Below are 17,673 nucleotides of genomic sequence, written 5' to 3'. Positions count from 1 at the left end.
TACAGGGAGCGACACGCGCCTGGCTTGCTTTCACACGCCTTGCGCCCTGAAAATGTCTGCAATCACCCTTATTCGGTAGCGCCCTGATTCTTATCGGGACGAAAAATGACCTGTTTACTCATCGGGAAGCCATGATGATTGGCATTAAAAGCATAGCGAGTTACGTGCCCACTGCTGGCGTGGATAACTACGCTCAAGGTGCCAGTTTCGGCAAGGATGAAGATTTCATCCTCGGGAAAATCGGTTCCACGTTCCTGCCGCGTAAAGACGCTGGCCAGGAAACCTCGGACCTGTGCGTTGAAGCGGCCAATACCCTGTTTGCCAACAACCCGCAGCTCAAGCGCGAAAGTATTGACGTTTTGATCGTCGTCACCCAGAACGGTGACGAAGAGGGGCTGCCGCATACCGCAGCCATCGTTCAGGACAAGCTGGGTCTGTCGACCAATGTCGCTGCGTTCGACATTTCACTGGGCTGTTCCGGCTATGTCTATGGCATCTACGCGATCAAGGGGTTCATGGAGGCAGCAGGGCTGAAAAACGGCCTGCTTATAACCGCTGACCCGTATTCGAAAATCGTCGACCCGCAGGACCGCAACACCACCATGTTGTTTGGCGATGCAGCCACAGCAACCTGGATGGGCGAGGACGCTGCCTGGCAACTGGGCAAGGCAAAATTCGGCACCGATGGTTCGGGTGCGCCGCACTTGAAGGTCAGCAACGGCGTGTTTTTCATGAACGGTCGTCAGGTGTTCAATTTTGCGCTGCTGAAAGTACCGGCGCACCTGCACGAACTGTTGGGAGAGTCAGACCTGACGCCTGACGATATCGATGCATTCTGCATTCATCAGGGCAGCGCTGCTATTGTCGATGCCGTGGCACGCCGCTTTGAAGACAAACCCGAGAAATTTCTCAAGGACATGGTTGAAACGGGTAACACCGTGTCGTCGAGCATTCCATTGCTGATTGAAAAGCACGTACTCAACTCTTCGTGGCATCGAGTAGCACTGAGCGGTTTTGGCGTGGGGCTTTCCTGGGGTTCTGCGATTATCTATAAAGCCTGAATCGCCGCAGGCTAAAAACAGCGCCCGTGACTAGTTCGCCGGGCGCTTTTTTTTGAATAATCGATTCTGGTCACATTTTTGAACTTTTACAGTGGCCTGCTCTTTTTGGGACGTGAAGTTCAGACAACGGGTTTTCTCGCGTCATGTTGGTTTGGTTTCGTCTCAAACCCTTGTTTTATAAGGGGTACAGGCATGATGGCAAAATATTCAAAAAAAACACTCAAGCAACCTGCCATCGCGACGATAACTATTACGAAGGTTCTCTAGGCACACCCGGCGCTTGCAGGGGCCGGAAGCCACGTAGTACCAAACCAACGAGGAATTCATCATGGCTTTAACAGTAAACACCAACGTAGCATCGTTGAACGTCCAGAAGAACCTGGGTCGCGCTTCCGACGCCCTTTCGACCTCGATGACTCGTCTGTCTTCCGGTCTGAAAATCAACAGCGCCAAAGATGACGCTGCCGGCCTGCAAATCGCTACCAAGATCACTTCGCAGATCCGTGGTCAGACAATGGCGATCAAAAACGCCAACGACGGTATGTCCCTGGCGCAGACCGCTGAAGGCGCACTGCAAGAGTCGACCAACATTCTGCAGCGTATGCGTGAACTGGCTGTTCAGTCGCGAAACGACAGCAACAGCTCGACTGACCGTGACGCGCTGAACAAAGAATTCACCGCGATGAGTTCCGAGCTGACCCGTATCGCTCAAAGTACCAACCTGAACGGCAAGAACCTGCTCGACGGTTCCGCCAGCACCATGACTTTCCAGGTTGGCTCCAACTCGGGCGCTTCGAACCAGATCACTCTGACTCTGAGCGCAAGCTTCGACGCCAACACCCTGGGTGTCGGTTCGGCTGTGACCATCGCTGGTTCCGATAGCACCACTGCAGAGACCAACTTCTCTGCCGCTATCGCCGCCATCGACTCGGCTCTGCAGACCATCAACTCCACCCGTGCTGACCTCGGTGCTGCACAAAACCGTCTGACCAGCACCATCTCCAACCTGCAGAACATCAACGAAAACGCCAGTGCTGCACTGGGTCGCGTACAAGATACCGACTTCGCTGCTGAAACTGCACAGCTGACCAAGCAACAGACCCTGCAACAGGCTTCCACCTCTGTTCTGGCTCAGGCTAACCAGCTGCCATCCGCTGTACTGAAACTGCTTCAGTAATATCGGCATGAGTTTTAGCGGGGGAGTGCGTAATAGCGCTCTCTCGCTTTTTTACTTTCGGAGGTGATGGTCATGGATATGAGTGTAAAGCTGAACGTGTCTTATCCGGCCGCTCAACCGGCGAGTCAGGTGCCAGTGCCAGACAAGTCTGTTGACAAGCCTGCCGATACGCCGTCAGTCGAGCGTGTTGCCGCCACGGCGGAAAGTAAAGGCTCAGATCTGCACAAGGATGACTCGCACGACGAGGCGAAAGTCAAAGCCGCGGCAGAAGACATCCAGAAATTTTTTCACTCGGTCAAACGCAATCTCGAGTTTTCGATTGATGAAGCTTCTGGCAAAGTGATCGTCAAGGTCATTGCCAGTGACTCGGGTGAAGTGGTAAGACAAATTCCCAATGCAGAAATCCTGAAACTGGCCGATAGCCTGAGTGATGCGAACAGCTTGTTGTTCCGCGCCAAGGCCTGATTGTCAGTACGGTATTTGTTGCCGTTTTGCGAGACCTGTGAAAAGGCGGTGAAACCGGCGACATTCTTGAAGGGAGAAGCAAATGGCTAGTCCAATTACATCTACAACAGGCCTGGGTTCGGGTCTGGCAATCACGGCCATCGTTGAAGGTCTGGTGGGTGCCGAGAAGGCACCCAAGCAAAACCAGATCGACAAGCAGACCGCCGCTACAACCGCATCGTTGTCGGGTGTGAGTCAGCTGACGTCGGCACTGGCCGCGTTCCAGAAAACCCTGGATACCCTGGGTAGCTCAACGACGCCTGCGTTTCAGGGCTTTGCTGCGACATCTGCCAACGAGGCGGTGGTCAAGGCAACGGCCGGCAACACGGCCGTCAACGGTACTTACGCGATCGGTATCACCCAGCTGGCAACGCCTTCAAAGGTGGCCACAGCCGCGCTGAATTCCACGCAGGCGAGTGCTATTCCGAGTGGTACCCTGAAAATCACTCAGAATGGCACTGACTACAGTGTCGTGATCGACAAGACCTCGACGTTGCAGGAAGTGCGCGACAAGATCAACTCGTCGCTGCAGGGTAAAGGCATTACTGCCAACATCATCAACGACGACAATGGTGCCAGGCTGGTATTCAGCTCGACGACCACCGGCAAGGGCAGTGACATTTCGGTAGTGGGTGCTTCCGGTCAGGAAGCGCTGAATATCGATGGCACCAAGCTGATGAGCGATACCAGCACGGGGACCGATGCCAACGGCAAGGCGATTCCCGGTGCTGGCGCTATTACTGCGACCGCCAAGGATGCTGCTTTCACTGTTGACGGCCTGAGCCTGACCAGCAAGACGAATACAGTCAGTACCGCGATTTCCGGCCTGACCTTCGACCTTGTCGCGCCAACTGCTGCTGGAGCAACCACTACCGTTACGGTGGCCACCAACACCGATGGGTTGAAAGCGTCGCTGCAGTCCTTCGTGGACTCTTACAACACGCTGGCCACCCTGGTGACTTCCCTGACCAAGGGTTCGATCAGCGACAAGGGTGTTTACACGGCGGCCGCCCTTACTGGTGATGCTACGCCGCGCGCGCTGTTGGCGACTATCCGTGATCAGCTGGCGAGTGCCTCTTCAAGTGCCGGCCTCAGTGCTCTTTCGCAGTTGGGCATCAAGACCCAGCAGTCCAACGGTACGTTGTCACTGGACACTGCTACATTCACAGCAGCGCTGAACGATAAAAAACTGGGCAGTCAGATTCAGACGATGTTCACTGGTACGGGTGCAACAAATGCCGACGGTACGGTTGATGGCGGCCTGGTTTCGCGTATGACCAAGGCGCTTCTGCCCTACACAAAGTCTGACGGTGTTCTGGCCAGCAAGACGAGCAGTCTTAATAAAATACAGACTCGTATTGCCAGTGATCAGGACGCACTGGATCGTCGTATTACAAGCTTGACGGCGAGTTTGACCAAGAAATACAACGCGATGGACCTGGTTGTAGGGCAGCTCAAGGCGACCGCTACCAGCATCACGTCGATCTTCGAAGCGATGAACGCGCAGAAAAACGCTTCGTAAATTCGTTTTACAGAAGTATCAAGAACCCGACTCCGTGTCGGGTTTCTGCTTTTGGGCTAAAGTTTCTGCGCCATGCGTCGATAGCTTGAGTATCAGTATTATGGATTTGCGACGAGGTCCCCCTTATGAATCCGATGTTAGCGTTGCGGCAGTATCAGAAGATCGGCTCCCAGGCTCAGACCTCGGAAGCCAGTCCTCACCGTCTGGTTCAAATGTTGATGGAGGGTGGCCTCGACCGTATCGCTCAAGCCAAGGGTGCCATGGCACGCAAGGACGTCGCCAGCAAAGGCGTGTTCATCAGCAAGGCGATCGGCATTGTAGGTGGTCTGCGTGAAGGGCTTGACCTGGACAACGCCCCCAGCGAAGCGCTGGTCAGGCAGGACAGCCTTTATCACTACATGATGACGCGTCTGGCCGAAGCCAACGCACGCAACGATCAGAAGATGCTCGACGAGGTTGCCGGGCTGCTGATCACCGTCAAGGAAGGCTGGGATGCTATCGGTACCGCACAAGCACAACAATAAGTTGCTGCCCTGAGGAGAACAACAAGATGAGTGCTGCGCTCAAGCGTATCGAAGAAACCCGGGAAGCCCTGGTGGGGGCGCTTGCCGAACGCGACTGGGAGGCTATCGTCAAACTTGACCTGGCGTGTCGCGAATGTGTCGATGCGGTGGTCAGCGAAGCGCCTGCTGACGAACCGGCTCTGCGCAGCAATCTTGAGGAGTTGTTGGGGGTCTACAGGCAACTGATTGATGTTGCAACCGGGGAGCGTCAAGCAGTCGTCGATGAAATGACTCAAATCCAGAATGCGAAGAACGCGACGAAGGTATACCATCTGTTCGGTTAATGTTTAATTGTCATTTTTATTGTTCGACAAGAATTTCGCCATAAATTTGACTGTGTTCGTTTTTTTGACTTAACTAGTGATGTTTACTATTTTCTGGCGTCTCAAGGTTTATACAGCTGAGATGCCAAGCTGCCCCCCAATCATGGGCATTGAGTTGACTAGGGAAGTTGCTATTGCATGTGGCGTGAAATCAAGATTCTGCTAATCGATGACGATAGCCAGCGCCGCCGGGATCTGGCGGTTATCCTGAATTTTCTTGGCGAAGAAAACCTCTCCTGTTCAAGCCAGGACTGGCAGCAGGTGGTCGGCTCTCTGGCATCTCCGCGAGAAGTCCTTTGTGTGCTGGTCGGCAGCGTAAACGCGCCGGGCAGCCTTCAAGGGCTTCTTAAGACCATCGCAGCATGGGATGAGTTCCTTCCTGTGCTGCTTATGAGTGAAAATTCTTCTGTCGAGTTGCCGGAGGACCTGCGCAGGCGGGTTCTTTCCGCGCTTGAGATGCCGCCCAGCTACAGCAAGCTGCTCGACTCCCTGCACCGTGCCCAGGTCTATCGCGAGATGTACGACCAGGCCCGCGAGCGTGGACGTCATCGTGAGCCGAACCTGTTCCGCAGTCTGGTGGGAACCAGTCGCGCGATTCAGCATGTGCGGCAGATGATGCAGCAGGTCGCTGACACTGACGCCAGCGTTTTGATTCTCGGTGAGTCGGGGACTGGCAAGGAAGTGGTAGCGCGCAACCTGCACTATCACTCCAAGCGCCGCGATGCACCGTTTGTGCCGGTCAACTGCGGTGCCATTCCGGCCGAGCTGCTCGAAAGCGAGTTGTTCGGGCATGAGAAGGGCGCGTTTACCGGGGCAATCACCAGTCGTGCCGGCCGTTTCGAGCTTGCCAACGGCGGTACGCTGTTCCTTGATGAAATTGGTGACATGCCGCTGCCCATGCAGGTCAAGTTGCTGCGCGTGTTGCAGGAGCGCACTTTCGAGCGCGTGGGCAGCAACAAGACGCAGAGCATCGACGTGCGCATTATTGCCGCGACGCACAAGAATCTCTAAAACATGATCGAGCTTGGCAGCTTCCGCGAAGACCTTTATTACCGTCTCAATGTGTTCCCCATCGAAATGGCACCGTTGCGCGAGCGTGTTGAAGACATTCCGCTGTTGATGAACGAATTGATTTCGCGCATGGAGCATGAAAAGCGCGGCTCGATTCGTTTCAATTCCGCCGCCATCATGTCGCTGTGTCGTCATGCCTGGGCGGGCAACGTTCGCGAGCTGGCCAACCTGGTCGAGCGCATGGCGATCATGCACCCGTACGGCGTGATCGGCGTGGCCGAGCTGCCGAAGAAATTCCGCTATGTCGATGACGAGGACGAGCAGATGGTCGACAGCATGCGCAGCGATATCGAAGAGCGCGTCGCCATCAACAGCAACACGCCGAATTTCGCGTCGGGCGCAATGCTGCCGCCTGAAGGCCTGGACCTGAAAGACTATCTGGGTGGTCTGGAGCAGGGTCTGATTCAGCAGGCGCTCGACGACGCGAACGGTATTGTTGCCCGTGCTGCAGAGCGTTTACGGATTCGTCGCACCACGCTGGTCGAGAAGATGCGCAAGTACGGTATGAGCCGTCGCGAAGGTGATGAACAGGCAGATGATTGACGCCTGTCTGTAGCGCCAAAAATCAAGCCCCTGAATTTTCAGGGGTTTTTTTTCGGCACGAGGATTGCAAAGTCCCTCTCAACACACCGTTTACTGACGGTTCGCCACGAGAGAGATGAACTATGTCCCAGGCCGCCCAACTGACTTCCGCCCTATCTGCTCAGGCTCAATACTCCCCGGAGCTGGAAAGTCGTCAGGGGCTTGAGCAGGCGTTCTCGCTGTTCAATCAAATGTCGGCGCAATTGACCGACTCCTATGGTCTGCTCGAAGCGCGTGTCACTGAACTCAAGGGCGAACTGGCCCACGCCGGTGCTCAGCGTCTACAAGAGCTGGCGGAAAAGGAGCGGCTGGCCAACCGCCTGCAAAACCTGCTTGATCTGCTTCCCGGTGGCGTAATCGTGATTGATGGCATGGGCGTGGTGCGCGAAGCCAATCCTGCGGCAATCGATCTGCTGGGCCAGCCCTTGCTGGGCATGCTCTGGCGTCACGTCATCAGTCGGTGTTTTGCCCCGCGTGAAGACGATGGCCACGAAGTCTCGCTCAAGGACGGCCGCAGGCTTTCCATTGCAACCCGCTCGCTGGACGCTGAACCCGGGCAGTTGGTGCTGCTTAATGACTTGACCGAAACCCGCCATCTCCAGGAGCAACTGGCGCGTCACGAGCGTTTGTCATCGCTGGGTCGGATGGTCGCTTCTCTGGCGCATCAGATTCGTACACCGTTGTCGGCCGCGATGATCTATGCCAGTCATCTGGCCGAGCAGGAATTGCCGGTGGAAACCCAGCAGCGCTTTGCCGCACGGCTCAAGGATCGTCTGCATGAGCTCGAGCATCAGGTTCGCGACATGCTGGTGTTTGCCCGTGGCGAGTTGCCGCTGACGGATCGCCTGACGCCTGTTGCCTTGTTTCAGGCTTTGCAAAACGCTGCGGTCACCCATGTGCAGGGCGTACCGGTGCGTTGGCAGTGCGACAGTATTGAAGGCGAGTTGCTGTGCAATCGCGACACGTTGGTTGGTTCGTTGCTCAACCTGATTGAAAACGCCGTCCAGGCCAGTGCTGGCCGGACACTGCTGAAAGTTCATGTGTACAGCCGCGGCAATGTGCTGCGCGTATGCTTCAGCGATAACGGCAGCGGCATGGACAAGGCTGCGCTGGCGCGTATCGGCGAGCCGTTTTTCACCACCAAGACCACCGGCACCGGGCTTGGTCTGGCTGTGGTGACGGCGGTGTCGCGTGCGCATCAGGGCGGCGTGCATTATCTGTCGCGGGTCGGTCGTGGCACCTGTGCAATTGTCAGCCTGCCATTGATTCCGGCTTCCGGCTCGATGGGTAACAACTGATGTCGATCAACGTGCTGTTGGTCGAGGACGACCGTTCGCTGCGCGAGGCACTTGGGGAAACCCTGGAATTGGCTGGCTATGGATACCAGGCGGTCGGCTCTGCTGAAGAGGCGTTGGTCGCAGCCGAGGCGCAACCGTTCAGTCTGGTGATCAGCGACGTCAACATGCCGGGCATGGACGGTCATCAGTTGCTGAGCCTGTTGCGCAGTCGGCATCCGCAACTGCCGGTACTGCTGATGACTGCCCACGGTGCCGTTGATCGCGCGGTCGATGCCATGCGTCAGGGCGCGGCCGATTATCTGGTCAAGCCTTTCGAGCCCAAGGCCCTGATTGCATTGGTTGCACGACATGCACTGGGTCGTCTGGAGCCTGCCGAGCGCGACGGGCCGATTGCTGTTGAACCCGCCAGTATCCAGTTATTGAACCTGGCCAGCCGTGTGGCGAAGAGCGACTCCACTGTGCTCATCTCCGGTGAGTCCGGCACAGGCAAGGAAGTGCTGGCGCGTTTCATTCATCAAAATTCTCCGCGTGCCGATAAGCCTTTTATTGCGATCAACTGCGCTGCGATTCCGGACAATATGCTGGAAGCGACGCTGTTCGGTCATGAAAAGGGCTCGTTTACCGGCGCCATTGCCGCGCAGGCCGGCAAGTTCGAGCAGGCTGACGGCGGGACAATCCTGCTTGACGAGATTTCCGAAATGCCACTGGGGCTGCAGGCCAAACTGTTGCGTGTGTTGCAGGAGCGGGAAGTCGAGCGCGTGGGTGCGCGCAAGCCGATCATTCTGGATATTCGCGTTGTGGCTACTACCAACCGCGATCTGGCAGGGGAAGTGGCGGCGGGGCGCTTTCGCGAAGATCTGTTTTATCGCCTGTCGGTATTTCCACTGGCCTGGCAGGCGCTGCGTCAAAGGACTGCCGATATTCTGCCACTGGCCGAGCGGCTTCTGGCCAAGCACGTCAATAAAATGAAGCACGCGCCGGTTCGTCTTTCTGCCGAGGCGCAGCAGTGTCTGGTCAGCTACCCTTGGCCTGGCAATGTGCGTGAGCTGGATAACGCCGTGCAGCGAGCCTTGATTCTGCAGCAGGGCGGGGTGATACAGGCGCAGGATTTCTGTCTCTCCGGGCCGGTGACAAGTCTTCCAGCCGCTGCCGTGGTGGAGGCTGTGCCGTCTTTGCCTGTCACATCCTCGCCTGATAATGCAGGTGCTGGTGGCAATGCGGAGTCTGTCGGTGCACTGGGTGATGACCTCAGGCGTCGCGAGTTTCAGATGATTATTGACACGCTGCGTGCGGAGCGCGGTCGTCGCAAGGAGGCCGCCGAGCGCCTGGGTATCAGCCCGCGTACCTTGCGTTACAAGCTGGCGCAGATGCGCGATGCCGGGATGGATGTGGAAGCCTATCTGTTCGCTACCTGAACCGGTGGCGCTGATCGGTGGTTGTGATCACTGGTCACTGAATATTCGTATAAACGGCGCAAGCCGGAAATATCCGGATACCCCCATGAATACGGGAGGTCTGGAGTGATTTCATGTCGGGCAACATGGTATTCCCATTTGGTGTGGCAAATAGCCGCCATCTAGCTGGCACCGTTGTTGCTATGTCTTCTGTACCCGCTGAATCAGTGTCAAAAATTTGCGGGCCTTACGAGAGAAACGTCCATGAGCAAAGGTGTTGAATTTAATCGCTTGATGTTGGATATGCGGGCCATGCAGATGGATGCGATGTCTGCACCCAAGCCCGTGTCCGGCGCGCAGGAAGCCGGCGCCAGCAGCTTTGCCGACATGCTTGGCCAGGCCGTCAACAAGGTCGCGCAGACCCAGCAGGCCTCCAGCCAGTTGGCCAATGCATTTGAAATCGGCAAGAGCGGCGTCGATCTGACCGACGTCATGATTTCGTCGCAGAAAGCCAGCGTGTCTTTTCAGGCGTTGACCCAGGTGCGTAACAAGCTGGTTCAAGCTTATCAAGACATCATGCAGATGCCGGTTTAAGGGACGTACTGAGTCATGGCCGAAGCAACTGCCGATCCCGTTCCAGCAAGAGCGGGCGCTTCCGATAAGAAACCGTTGTTCGGTTTGTCTTTTCTGGAAAACCTTTCCGAAATGACCATGCTGCGTCAGATCGGCCTTATGGTCGGTCTTGCCGCGAGCGTGGCCATCGGCTTTGCCGTGGTGCTCTGGTCCCAGCAGCCTGACTATCGTCCGCTTTATGGCAGCCTGGCGGGCATGGACAGCAAGCAGATCATGGACACCCTGACTGCGGCGAATATCAACTACACCGTCGAACCCAATTCCGGCGCGTTGCTGGTCAAGTCCGATGATGTGCAGCGTGCGCGTATCCAGCTGGCGCAGGCAGGCGTGGTGCAGAACGACGCCAACATCGGTTTCGAAATCCTCGACAAGGATCAGGGCCTGGGGACCAGTCAGTTCATGGAAGCCACGCGTTATCGTCGTGGTCTGGAAGGCGAACTGGCACGTACCATCTCTGCCCTGAACAACGTCAAGGGTGCCCGTGTGCACCTGGCGATTCCGAAGAGTTCGGTGTTTGTCCGTGACGACCGCAAGCCAAGCGCTTCGGTACTGGTCGAGCTGTATGCTGGCCGCTCGCTGGAGCCCAGTCAGGTTATGGCCATTATCAACCTGGTGGCCACCAGTGTTCCCGAGCTGAGCAAGTCGCAGATCACGGTTGTCGACCAGAAGGGCGCTTTGCTGTCCGATCAGGCGGAAAACTCCGAACTGACCATGGCTGGCAAGCAGTTCGACTACAGCCGTCGCATGGAAGGCATGCTGACCCAGCGTGTGCAGAATATTCTGCAGCCGATTCTGGGCAACGATCGCTACAAGGCTGAAGTCTCGGCAGTAGTCGATTTCAGCGCCGTCGAATCGACCGCCGAAAGCTTCAACCCTGACCAGCCTGCCTTGCGCAGCGAGCAGTCGGTCAACGAACAGCGCTCCAGCAGTTCAAGCACGGGCGGCGTTCCGGGCGCGTTGAGCAACCAGCCGCCAGGTCCTGCTACGGCGCCGCAGAATGCAACGGCCGGTGCGGCCGGTGCTGCCGGCCCTATCGCTCCAGGCCAACCGCTGCTGGATGCCAATGGTCAACAGATCATGGACCCGGCGACCGGTCAGCCAGCGTTGGCTCCTTACCCTGCCGACAAACGCGTGCAGTCGACCAAGAATTTCGAGCTGGACCGTTCGATCAGTCACACCAAGCAGCAGCAGGGCCGTCTGACTCGTCTGTCAGTCGCGGTGGTAGTCGACGACATGGTCAAGACCAACGCCGCCAACGGCGAAGTCACCCGTGCTCCGTGGAGCGCGGCGGACCTGGCTCGCTTTACCCGTCTGGTGCAGGATGCCGTCGGTTTCGACGCCAGCCGCGGCGACAGCGTCAGCGTGATCAACGTGCCATTCTCCATCGAGCGCGCTGAAGTGTTGCCAGAGGCGTCGTTCTACTCGCAGCCGTGGTTCTGGGACATCGTCAAACAGGCGGTGGGTGTGATCTTCATCCTGATCCTGGTGTTCGGCGTGTTGCGTCCGGTGTTGACCAACATCACCACCGGCAAGAGCAAGGAGCTGGCCGGTTTCGGTGGCGACGCCGAGCTTGGTGGCATGGGCGGCCTGGATGGTGAGTTGTCCAACGACCGCGTCAGCCTGGGTGGCCCGCAAAGTATTCTGCTGCCTAGCCCGACCGAGGGTTATGACGCACAGCTGAACGCAATCAAGAGCTTGGTGGCCGAAGATCCGGGTCGTGTGGCCCAGGTCGTGAAAGAGTGGATTAACACTGATGAATGATCGAGCCATGGTAGCCAAACTCTCCAAAGTCGAGAAAGCTGCAGTGTTGCTGCTTTCCCTCGGCGAAACCGACGCTGCTCAGGTGCTCCGGCACATGGGGCCCAAGGAAGTCCAGAAAGTGGGCGTAGCGATGGCTCAGATGCGCAATGTGCATCGCGAGCAGGTCGAAGAGGTCATGAGCGAGTTTGTCGACATCGTCGGCGACCAGACCAGCCTTGGCGTCGGTTCCGATGGCTATATCCGCAAGATGCTGACCCAGGCGCTGGGCGAAGACAAGGCCAACGGCCTTATCGACCGGATCCTGCTGGGTGGCAACACCAGCGGTCTGGACAGCCTCAAGTGGATGGAGCCGCGTGCCGTCGCCGACGTGATCCGTTTCGAGCACCCGCAGATTCAGGCCATCGTGGTGGCTTATCTTGACGCCGACCAGGCGGGCGAGGTGCTTGGGCATTTCGATCACAAGGTCCGTCTGGATATCATCCTGCGCGTTTCTTCGCTCAATACGGTGCAGCCAGCAGCGCTCAAAGAGCTTAACCAGATTCTCGAGAAGCAGTTCTCCGGTAACGCCAACACGTCGCGTACTACCCTGGGTGGTATCAAGCGTGCAGCCGACATCATGAACTTCCTCGACAGCTCTATCGAAGGCGCGCTCATGGATTCGATCCGCGAGGTCGACGAAGACCTTTCGGTACAGATCGAAGACCTCATGTTTGTCTTCAACAACCTCTCCGACGTGGACGACCGCGGTATTCAGGCGCTGTTGCGCGAAGTATCCTCGGACGTGCTGGTACTGGCGCTGAAGGGCTCGGACGAGGCGATCAAGGAAAAAATCTTCAAGAACATGTCCAAGCGTGCCGCCGAACTGTTGCGCGACGACCTGGAAGCAAAAGGTCCAGTGCGTGTCAGCGACGTGGAAACCGCCCAGAAAGAAATCCTCACCATTGCGCGTCGTATGGCCGAGGCCGGCGAGATCGTACTCGGTGGCAAGGGTGGCGAGGAAATGATCTAAGGATTCAGCCGACTCATGTCCAGTTCCAATAAAGAATCGGCCAGCGACCTCATTCGCGCCAAGGACGCCGGGTTACTCGATATCTGGTCGTTGCCCAGCTTCGATCCACATGTGGAACCCGAGCCTGAGCCCGAACCGGAACCGGAACCGGTCGATGAACCGGCCGAGATGGAAGAAGTACCGCTGGATGAAGTTCAACCGTTGACCCTGGAGGAGCTGGAAAGCATCCGCCAGGAGGCGTGGAACGAAGGCTTCGCCACCGGTGAAAAGGAAGGCTTTCACAGCACCCAGCTAAAAGTGCGCCAGGAAGCTGAAGTCGTTCTTGCGGCCAAGGTCGCCGGCCTGGAACAACTGATGGGCCACCTGTTGGCACCTATCGCCGAGCAGGACACACAGATCGAAAAGGCCGTCATTCATCTGGTCGAGCACATCGCGCGGCAGGTCATTCAGCGCGAACTGGTCACTGATTCCGGTCAGATCGCCAGCGTGTTGCGCGATGCGCTCAAGCTATTGCCGATGGGTGCGCAGAACCTGCGAATTTCCATCAATCCTCAGGACTTCCTGCTGGTCAAGGCCATGCGCGAGCGTCATGAGGAGTCGTGGAAAATAGTCGAAGACGAAGACTTGCTGCCGGGTGGTTGCCGTATCGAAACCGAGCATAGCCGTATTGATGCCAGTGTCGAAACGCGAATCGCGCTGGCTATTTCCAAAATGCATGACCAGTTGCATGAGCAGGTGACGCATCCGGCTGCGGCGGACCTCAGCGTCGAGCTGGAGGCTGCGCCCGGCAAGGCTTCCAGTGCAGCCGAAGCTGACGCGGACACGCTCGATGCGCCTTGATCGCACCAGTTTCGGCAAGCGCCTCGGCTCCTACGCCGAGTCGATCAGTCTGCCTGCCCAGCCCGTTGTAGAGGGCCGCCTGCTGCGTATGGTTGGTCTGACACTAGAGGCCGAGGGCCTGCGTGCTGCGATGGGCAGCCGTTGTGTGGTCATCAACGATGACAGTCATCACCCGGTCGAAGTCGAAGCCGAAGTGATGGGGTTTTCTGGCGGCAAGGTGTTTCTTATGCCGGTCGGCAGCGTGGCGGGCATTGCGCCCGGTGCGCGGGTCGTGCCACTGGCCGATACCGGTCGCCTGCCAATGGGCATGAGTATGCTGGGCCGTGTGCTTGACGGCGCGGGCCGGCCGCTGGACGGCCGCTCGCCGATCAAGGCTGAAGACTGGGTGCCAATGGATGGCCCGACCATCAACCCGCTCAAGCGTGACCCCATCAGCCAGCCGCTGGATGTCGGCATTCGCTGCATCAACGGTTTATTGACGGTTGGCCGCGGTCAGCGTCTGGGGTTGTTTGCCGGTACCGGTGTGGGCAAGAGTGTGCTGCTGGGCATGATGACGCGCTTCACAGAGGCGGACATCATTGTCGTCGGCCTGATCGGTGAGCGGGGTCGTGAGGTCAAGGAGTTCATCGAGCACATTCTTGGCGAAGAGGGCCTGAAGCGCTCGGTGGTGGTTGCATCGCCAGCCGATGATGCGCCGCTGATGCGGCTGCGCGCTGCCATGTATTGCACGCGGATCGCCGAATACTTTCGTGACAAGGGCAAGAATGTCCTGCTGCTGATGGACTCGCTGACCCGTTTTGCTCAGGCTCAGCGGGAAATCGCCCTGGCCATTGGCGAGCCGCCAGCCACCAAAGGCTACCCGCCCTCTGTGTTCGCCCGGTTGCCCAAGCTGGTGGAGCGCGCAGGCAATGCCGAGGCGGGTGGTGGTTCTATCACGGCCTTTTACACGGTGCTGTCGGAAGGCGATGACCAGCAGGACCCGATTGCCGACTCCGCGCGTGGTGTGCTCGACGGTCACATCGTGCTGTCCCGGCGTCTGGCTGAAGAGGGCCATTACCCGGCCATCGATATCGAAGCCTCCATCAGCCGGGTCATGCCTGCGGTGGTCAGCCCCGAGCACATGGCGCGTGCGCAGCATTTCAAACAGTTGTGGTCGCGCTATCAGCAGACTCGCGACCTTATTAGCGTGGGTGCCTATGTGGCGGGCGGCGATCGCGAGACCGACATGGCGATTGCGTTGCACCCGGTGTTGGTGCGCTATCAGCGCCAGGGCCTGCGAGACAACGAAAGCATGCAAGGCAGTGGCGAGGCGCTGGCGTCTATATTCGCACCGGCACCTGGCGGCTGATAGCTTATGGCTCAGAGTCGAGCGGCGCGTCTTGCGCCAGTGGTCGAGATGGCGGAAGCCGCCGAGCGAACGGCGGCTCAGCGGCTTGGGCATTTTCAGGGGCAGGTCAATCTGGCCAACAACAAGCTGCAGGAGCTTGACCAGTTTCGTCAGGATTATCAGCAGCAATGGTTGCAACGCGGCAGTGCCGGGGTTTCCGGGCAGTGGTTACTGGGTTATCAGCGCTTTCTCAGCCAGCTCGATGTCGCCGTTGCCCAGCAATACAAAAGCCTTGAGTGGCACAAGGCCAATCTCGATAGGGCGCGGAGCGCCTGGCAGGATTGTTACGCGCGGGTCGAAGGCTTGCGTAAGCTGGTGCAGCGTTATATGGATGAAGCACGCAGGCTGGAGGATAAGCGGGAGCAGAAATTGCTCGACGAGTTGTCGCAGCGTCTGCCTCGTCACGAACAATTCTGACGTTTGACCCAATCAGACCCGCGGTGATTTCTCTGGCTGGTCTACGCTATCAATGTCTCGGTGATGAAACACCTCGAGGTTCCCCATGACAGTCACTTCCGAACGCTCTGCCGATGGCCAGACGCTGACCCTTTACATCGAAGGGCGCTTTGATTTTCAATCCCATCAGGCGTTTCGCGCAGCCTACGAGGATTACCCGCAGACGCTGAACTATGTAGTCGACCTGCGGGGCACGCATTACCTGGACAGTTCTGCGCTGGGGATGCTGTTGCTGTTACGCGACCATGCCGGTGGCGATAAAGCGGTGGTGCACCTTGTCAATTGCACGCCTGATGTACTGAAGATTCTGGCTATTTCCAATTTCTCGAAGTTGTTCGAACTGAGCATACCCAGTGCAGTCATCCCCGAAAAAACTGTGCATTCTGATCGCCGATGACAGTGCCAGTGACCGGTTGCTGCTTTCAACCATCGTTGCGCGGCAGGGCCACAGGGTTCTCAGTGCTGGCAATGGTGTCGAGGCTGTGGCCATCTTCAAGGCTGAAAGTCCGCAGTTGATTCTGATGGACGCCATGATGCCGGTCATGGATGGTTTTGAAGCTGCGCGACGGATCAAGGCGATGAGTGGTGAGTCGCTGGTACCGATCATCTTCCTCACCTCGCTGACTGAAGGTGAGGCGCTTGCACGCTGCCTGGACGCCGGTGGCGACGACTTCATGTCCAAGCCTTACAACCCGCTGGTGCTGGCCGCCAAGCTCAATGCCATGAACCGCTTGCGGGTATTGCACGAAACTGTCCGTCAACAACGTGACCAGATCAGCAAACACCACGATTACCTGCTCAACGAGCAGCGTGTCGCCAAGGCGGTGTTCGATCAGATTGCCCATGCCGGTTGCCTGGGGGCCGGCAATATCCGCTACTTGCAGTCTCCTTATGCCTTGTTCAACGGCGACCTGATGCTGGCCGCCTACACGCCGGCCGGGCACATGCAGGTGCTGCTTGGGGATTTCACCGGGCATGGCTTGCCGGCTGCCGTCGGGGCGATGCCGCTCGCCGAGGTGTTCTACGGCATGACGGCCAAGGGCTACGGCCTGGTTGAAATCCTTCGTGAAATGAACGCCAAGCTCAAGCGTATCCTCCCTGTCGACATGTTCTGTTGTGCAACGCTGCTTTGTATCAACCTTGCACAACGGCAGGTCGAGGTCTGGAGCGGTGGCTTGCCGGACGGTTACCTGTTGCGCGGCGCGCAGGGTGAGCATGTGCCGCTGGCTTCCAGTCACTTGCCATTGGGCGTGCTGAGTGTTGATGCTTTCGATGCACGCACCGATGTCTATCCGTTGGCGCCGGGCGATCGCATCTTCCTGTTGTCCGACGGGGTGCTCGACACAAGCAACAGTAATGACGAACTGTTCGGTGCGCAGCGTTTGCGCCAGGTGCTTTCTGCCAACCGCGAGCCGCACTTGCTGATCGAGGAAATTCTCGAAGCGCTCAACGATTTTGGCGGCAAGGCACGTGACGATGTCAGTTTGCTGGAAATCAGTGCCGTCGATGAGCCATTGCAGAGTCTGCCTGCCCTGACCTATTCGGACAGCGGTGCCTCCAGCCCACTGGACTGGTCGGCCAGCTTCGAGTTTCGCGCTTCGACCCTGAGGCGCTTCAACCCGTTGCCGTACGTCTTGCAGTTGCTGCTTGAAGTTCATGGCCTGCGCAATCAGGGTGCTGCATTGCACATGGTGCTCGGCGAGCTTTATAGCAATGCGCTGGAACATGGTGTACTAGGGCTGGATTCGGCGCTAAAGCATGATGCAGCAGGTTTTGCCCTGTATTATCAGCAGCGCGCCGAGCGGCTTGGCATGCTTCAGACCGGGTTTATCCGCGTGACTGTGCGGGTCGAGCCGGTCGCAGCGGGTGGTCGGCTGACCCTCAGCGTGGAGGACAGTGGTCAGGGATTTGATATTGAAAAAGTCCGGATGCAGATACCTGCGGGCAATGAGCTGTATGGTCGCGGGCTCCGCCTGGTGTGTGAATTGAGTCGTGAGGCTCGATGGTCCGCGGATGGCAGGACGGCCTGCGTGGAATTTTCCTGGGAGGGAGTGGCATAATCCCCCCTGGAGTCTTGATCAAGGAGTGAACA

Annotated in this window: 16 protein-coding genes and 1 pseudogene; all 17 read left to right on the top strand. The window is 57.8% G+C overall.

Annotated features, from left to right (window positions below; all coding sequences use genetic code 11):
• Nucleotides 1-134 precede the first annotated feature (134 nt).
• The 17 genes and pseudogenes from FFH21_RS18060 (at nt 135) to FFH21_RS17980 (ending at nt 17,641) form a co-directional block, all read left to right on the top strand.
• Complete coding sequence (locus FFH21_RS18060) at nt 135-1,061, top strand: ketoacyl-ACP synthase III (RefSeq protein ID WP_002554302.1); 927 nt, start codon at nt 135-137, stop codon at nt 1,059-1,061.
• 328 nt (nt 1,062-1,389) lie between these two features.
• A complete protein-coding gene (locus tag FFH21_RS18055; protein WP_002554301.1) occupies nt 1,390-2,238 on the top strand; it encodes a flagellin domain-containing protein in 849 nt (282 codons plus the stop codon).
• A gap of 72 nt (nt 2,239-2,310) precedes the next feature.
• Nucleotides 2,311-2,703: a flagellar protein FlaG gene (locus FFH21_RS18050; RefSeq protein WP_004664444.1), complete on the top strand. Its 393-nt coding sequence runs from the start codon at nt 2,311-2,313 to the stop codon at nt 2,701-2,703.
• Between the two features lie 82 nt (nt 2,704-2,785).
• Entirely contained in the window at nt 2,786-4,264 is a 1,479-nt protein-coding gene (gene fliD / locus FFH21_RS18045) for a flagellar filament capping protein FliD (protein WP_004664447.1), read from the top strand.
• Between the two features lie 125 nt (nt 4,265-4,389).
• On the top strand, nt 4,390-4,788 hold the full coding sequence (gene fliS, locus FFH21_RS18040; protein WP_002554298.1) for a flagellar export chaperone FliS: 399 nt from the start codon (nt 4,390-4,392) through the stop codon (nt 4,786-4,788).
• Between the two features lie 26 nt (nt 4,789-4,814).
• A complete protein-coding gene (fliT, locus tag FFH21_RS18035; protein WP_002554297.1) occupies nt 4,815-5,111 on the top strand; it encodes a flagellar protein FliT in 297 nt (98 codons plus the stop codon).
• A gap of 177 nt (nt 5,112-5,288) precedes the next feature.
• A pseudogene (gene fleQ / locus FFH21_RS18030) lies at nt 5,289-6,764 on the top strand (transcriptional regulator FleQ).
• A gap of 122 nt (nt 6,765-6,886) precedes the next feature.
• The gene (locus FFH21_RS18025; protein WP_011169093.1) at nt 6,887-8,101 is read left to right on the top strand and encodes a PAS domain-containing sensor histidine kinase; all 1,215 of its coding nucleotides are present in this window, start codon (nt 6,887-6,889) and stop codon (nt 8,099-8,101) included.
• Complete coding sequence (locus tag FFH21_RS18020; RefSeq protein ID WP_004664453.1) at nt 8,101-9,516, top strand: sigma-54 dependent transcriptional regulator; 1,416 nt, start codon at nt 8,101-8,103, stop codon at nt 9,514-9,516. The genes FFH21_RS18025 and FFH21_RS18020 overlap by 1 nt, the downstream gene beginning before the upstream one ends.
• Nucleotides 9,517-9,759: 243 nt before the next feature.
• The gene (gene fliE, locus FFH21_RS18015) at nt 9,760-10,089 is read left to right on the top strand and encodes a flagellar hook-basal body complex protein FliE (protein ID WP_004658736.1); all 330 of its coding nucleotides are present in this window, start codon (nt 9,760-9,762) and stop codon (nt 10,087-10,089) included.
• Nucleotides 10,090-10,104: 15 nt separating this feature from the next.
• Nucleotides 10,105-11,889, top strand: coding sequence for a flagellar basal-body MS-ring/collar protein FliF (gene fliF, locus FFH21_RS18010; RefSeq protein WP_011169092.1), 1,785 nt, complete (start codon nt 10,105-10,107; stop codon nt 11,887-11,889).
• Complete coding sequence (gene fliG, locus FFH21_RS18005) at nt 11,882-12,898, top strand: flagellar motor switch protein FliG (protein ID WP_002554291.1); 1,017 nt, start codon at nt 11,882-11,884, stop codon at nt 12,896-12,898. Before fliF ends, fliG begins: the two co-directional genes overlap by 8 nt.
• A gap of 15 nt (nt 12,899-12,913) precedes the next feature.
• Nucleotides 12,914-13,738, top strand: a complete 825-nt coding sequence (gene fliH, locus FFH21_RS18000; protein WP_011169091.1) for a flagellar assembly protein FliH — start codon at nt 12,914-12,916, stop codon at nt 13,736-13,738.
• A complete protein-coding gene (gene fliI / locus FFH21_RS17995) occupies nt 13,728-15,086 on the top strand; it encodes a flagellar protein export ATPase FliI (protein ID WP_004664459.1) in 1,359 nt (452 codons plus the stop codon). Before fliH ends, fliI begins: the two co-directional genes overlap by 11 nt.
• A 6-nt stretch (nt 15,087-15,092) precedes the next feature.
• Nucleotides 15,093-15,542 (top strand): flagellar export protein FliJ, encoded by a 450-nt coding sequence (gene fliJ / locus FFH21_RS17990; RefSeq protein WP_002554288.1) that lies wholly within the window; start codon nt 15,093-15,095, stop codon nt 15,540-15,542.
• Between the two features lie 85 nt (nt 15,543-15,627).
• On the top strand, nt 15,628-15,978 hold the full coding sequence (locus FFH21_RS17985; RefSeq protein ID WP_002554287.1) for an STAS domain-containing protein: 351 nt from the start codon (nt 15,628-15,630) through the stop codon (nt 15,976-15,978).
• On the top strand, nt 15,935-17,641 hold the full coding sequence (locus FFH21_RS17980; protein WP_004664462.1) for a fused response regulator/phosphatase: 1,707 nt from the start codon (nt 15,935-15,937) through the stop codon (nt 17,639-17,641). Before FFH21_RS17985 ends, FFH21_RS17980 begins: the two co-directional genes overlap by 44 nt.
• Nucleotides 17,642-17,673 lie beyond the last annotated feature (32 nt).

Origin of the sequence: Pseudomonas sp. KBS0707 (genome assembly GCF_005937945.2) — a bacterium.
Taxonomy (GTDB): domain Bacteria; phylum Pseudomonadota; class Gammaproteobacteria; order Pseudomonadales; family Pseudomonadaceae; genus Aquipseudomonas; species Aquipseudomonas amygdali.
The sequence above is the reverse complement of the archived record's forward strand: the minus strand, read 5'-3'. Positions and strand labels throughout refer to the sequence as shown.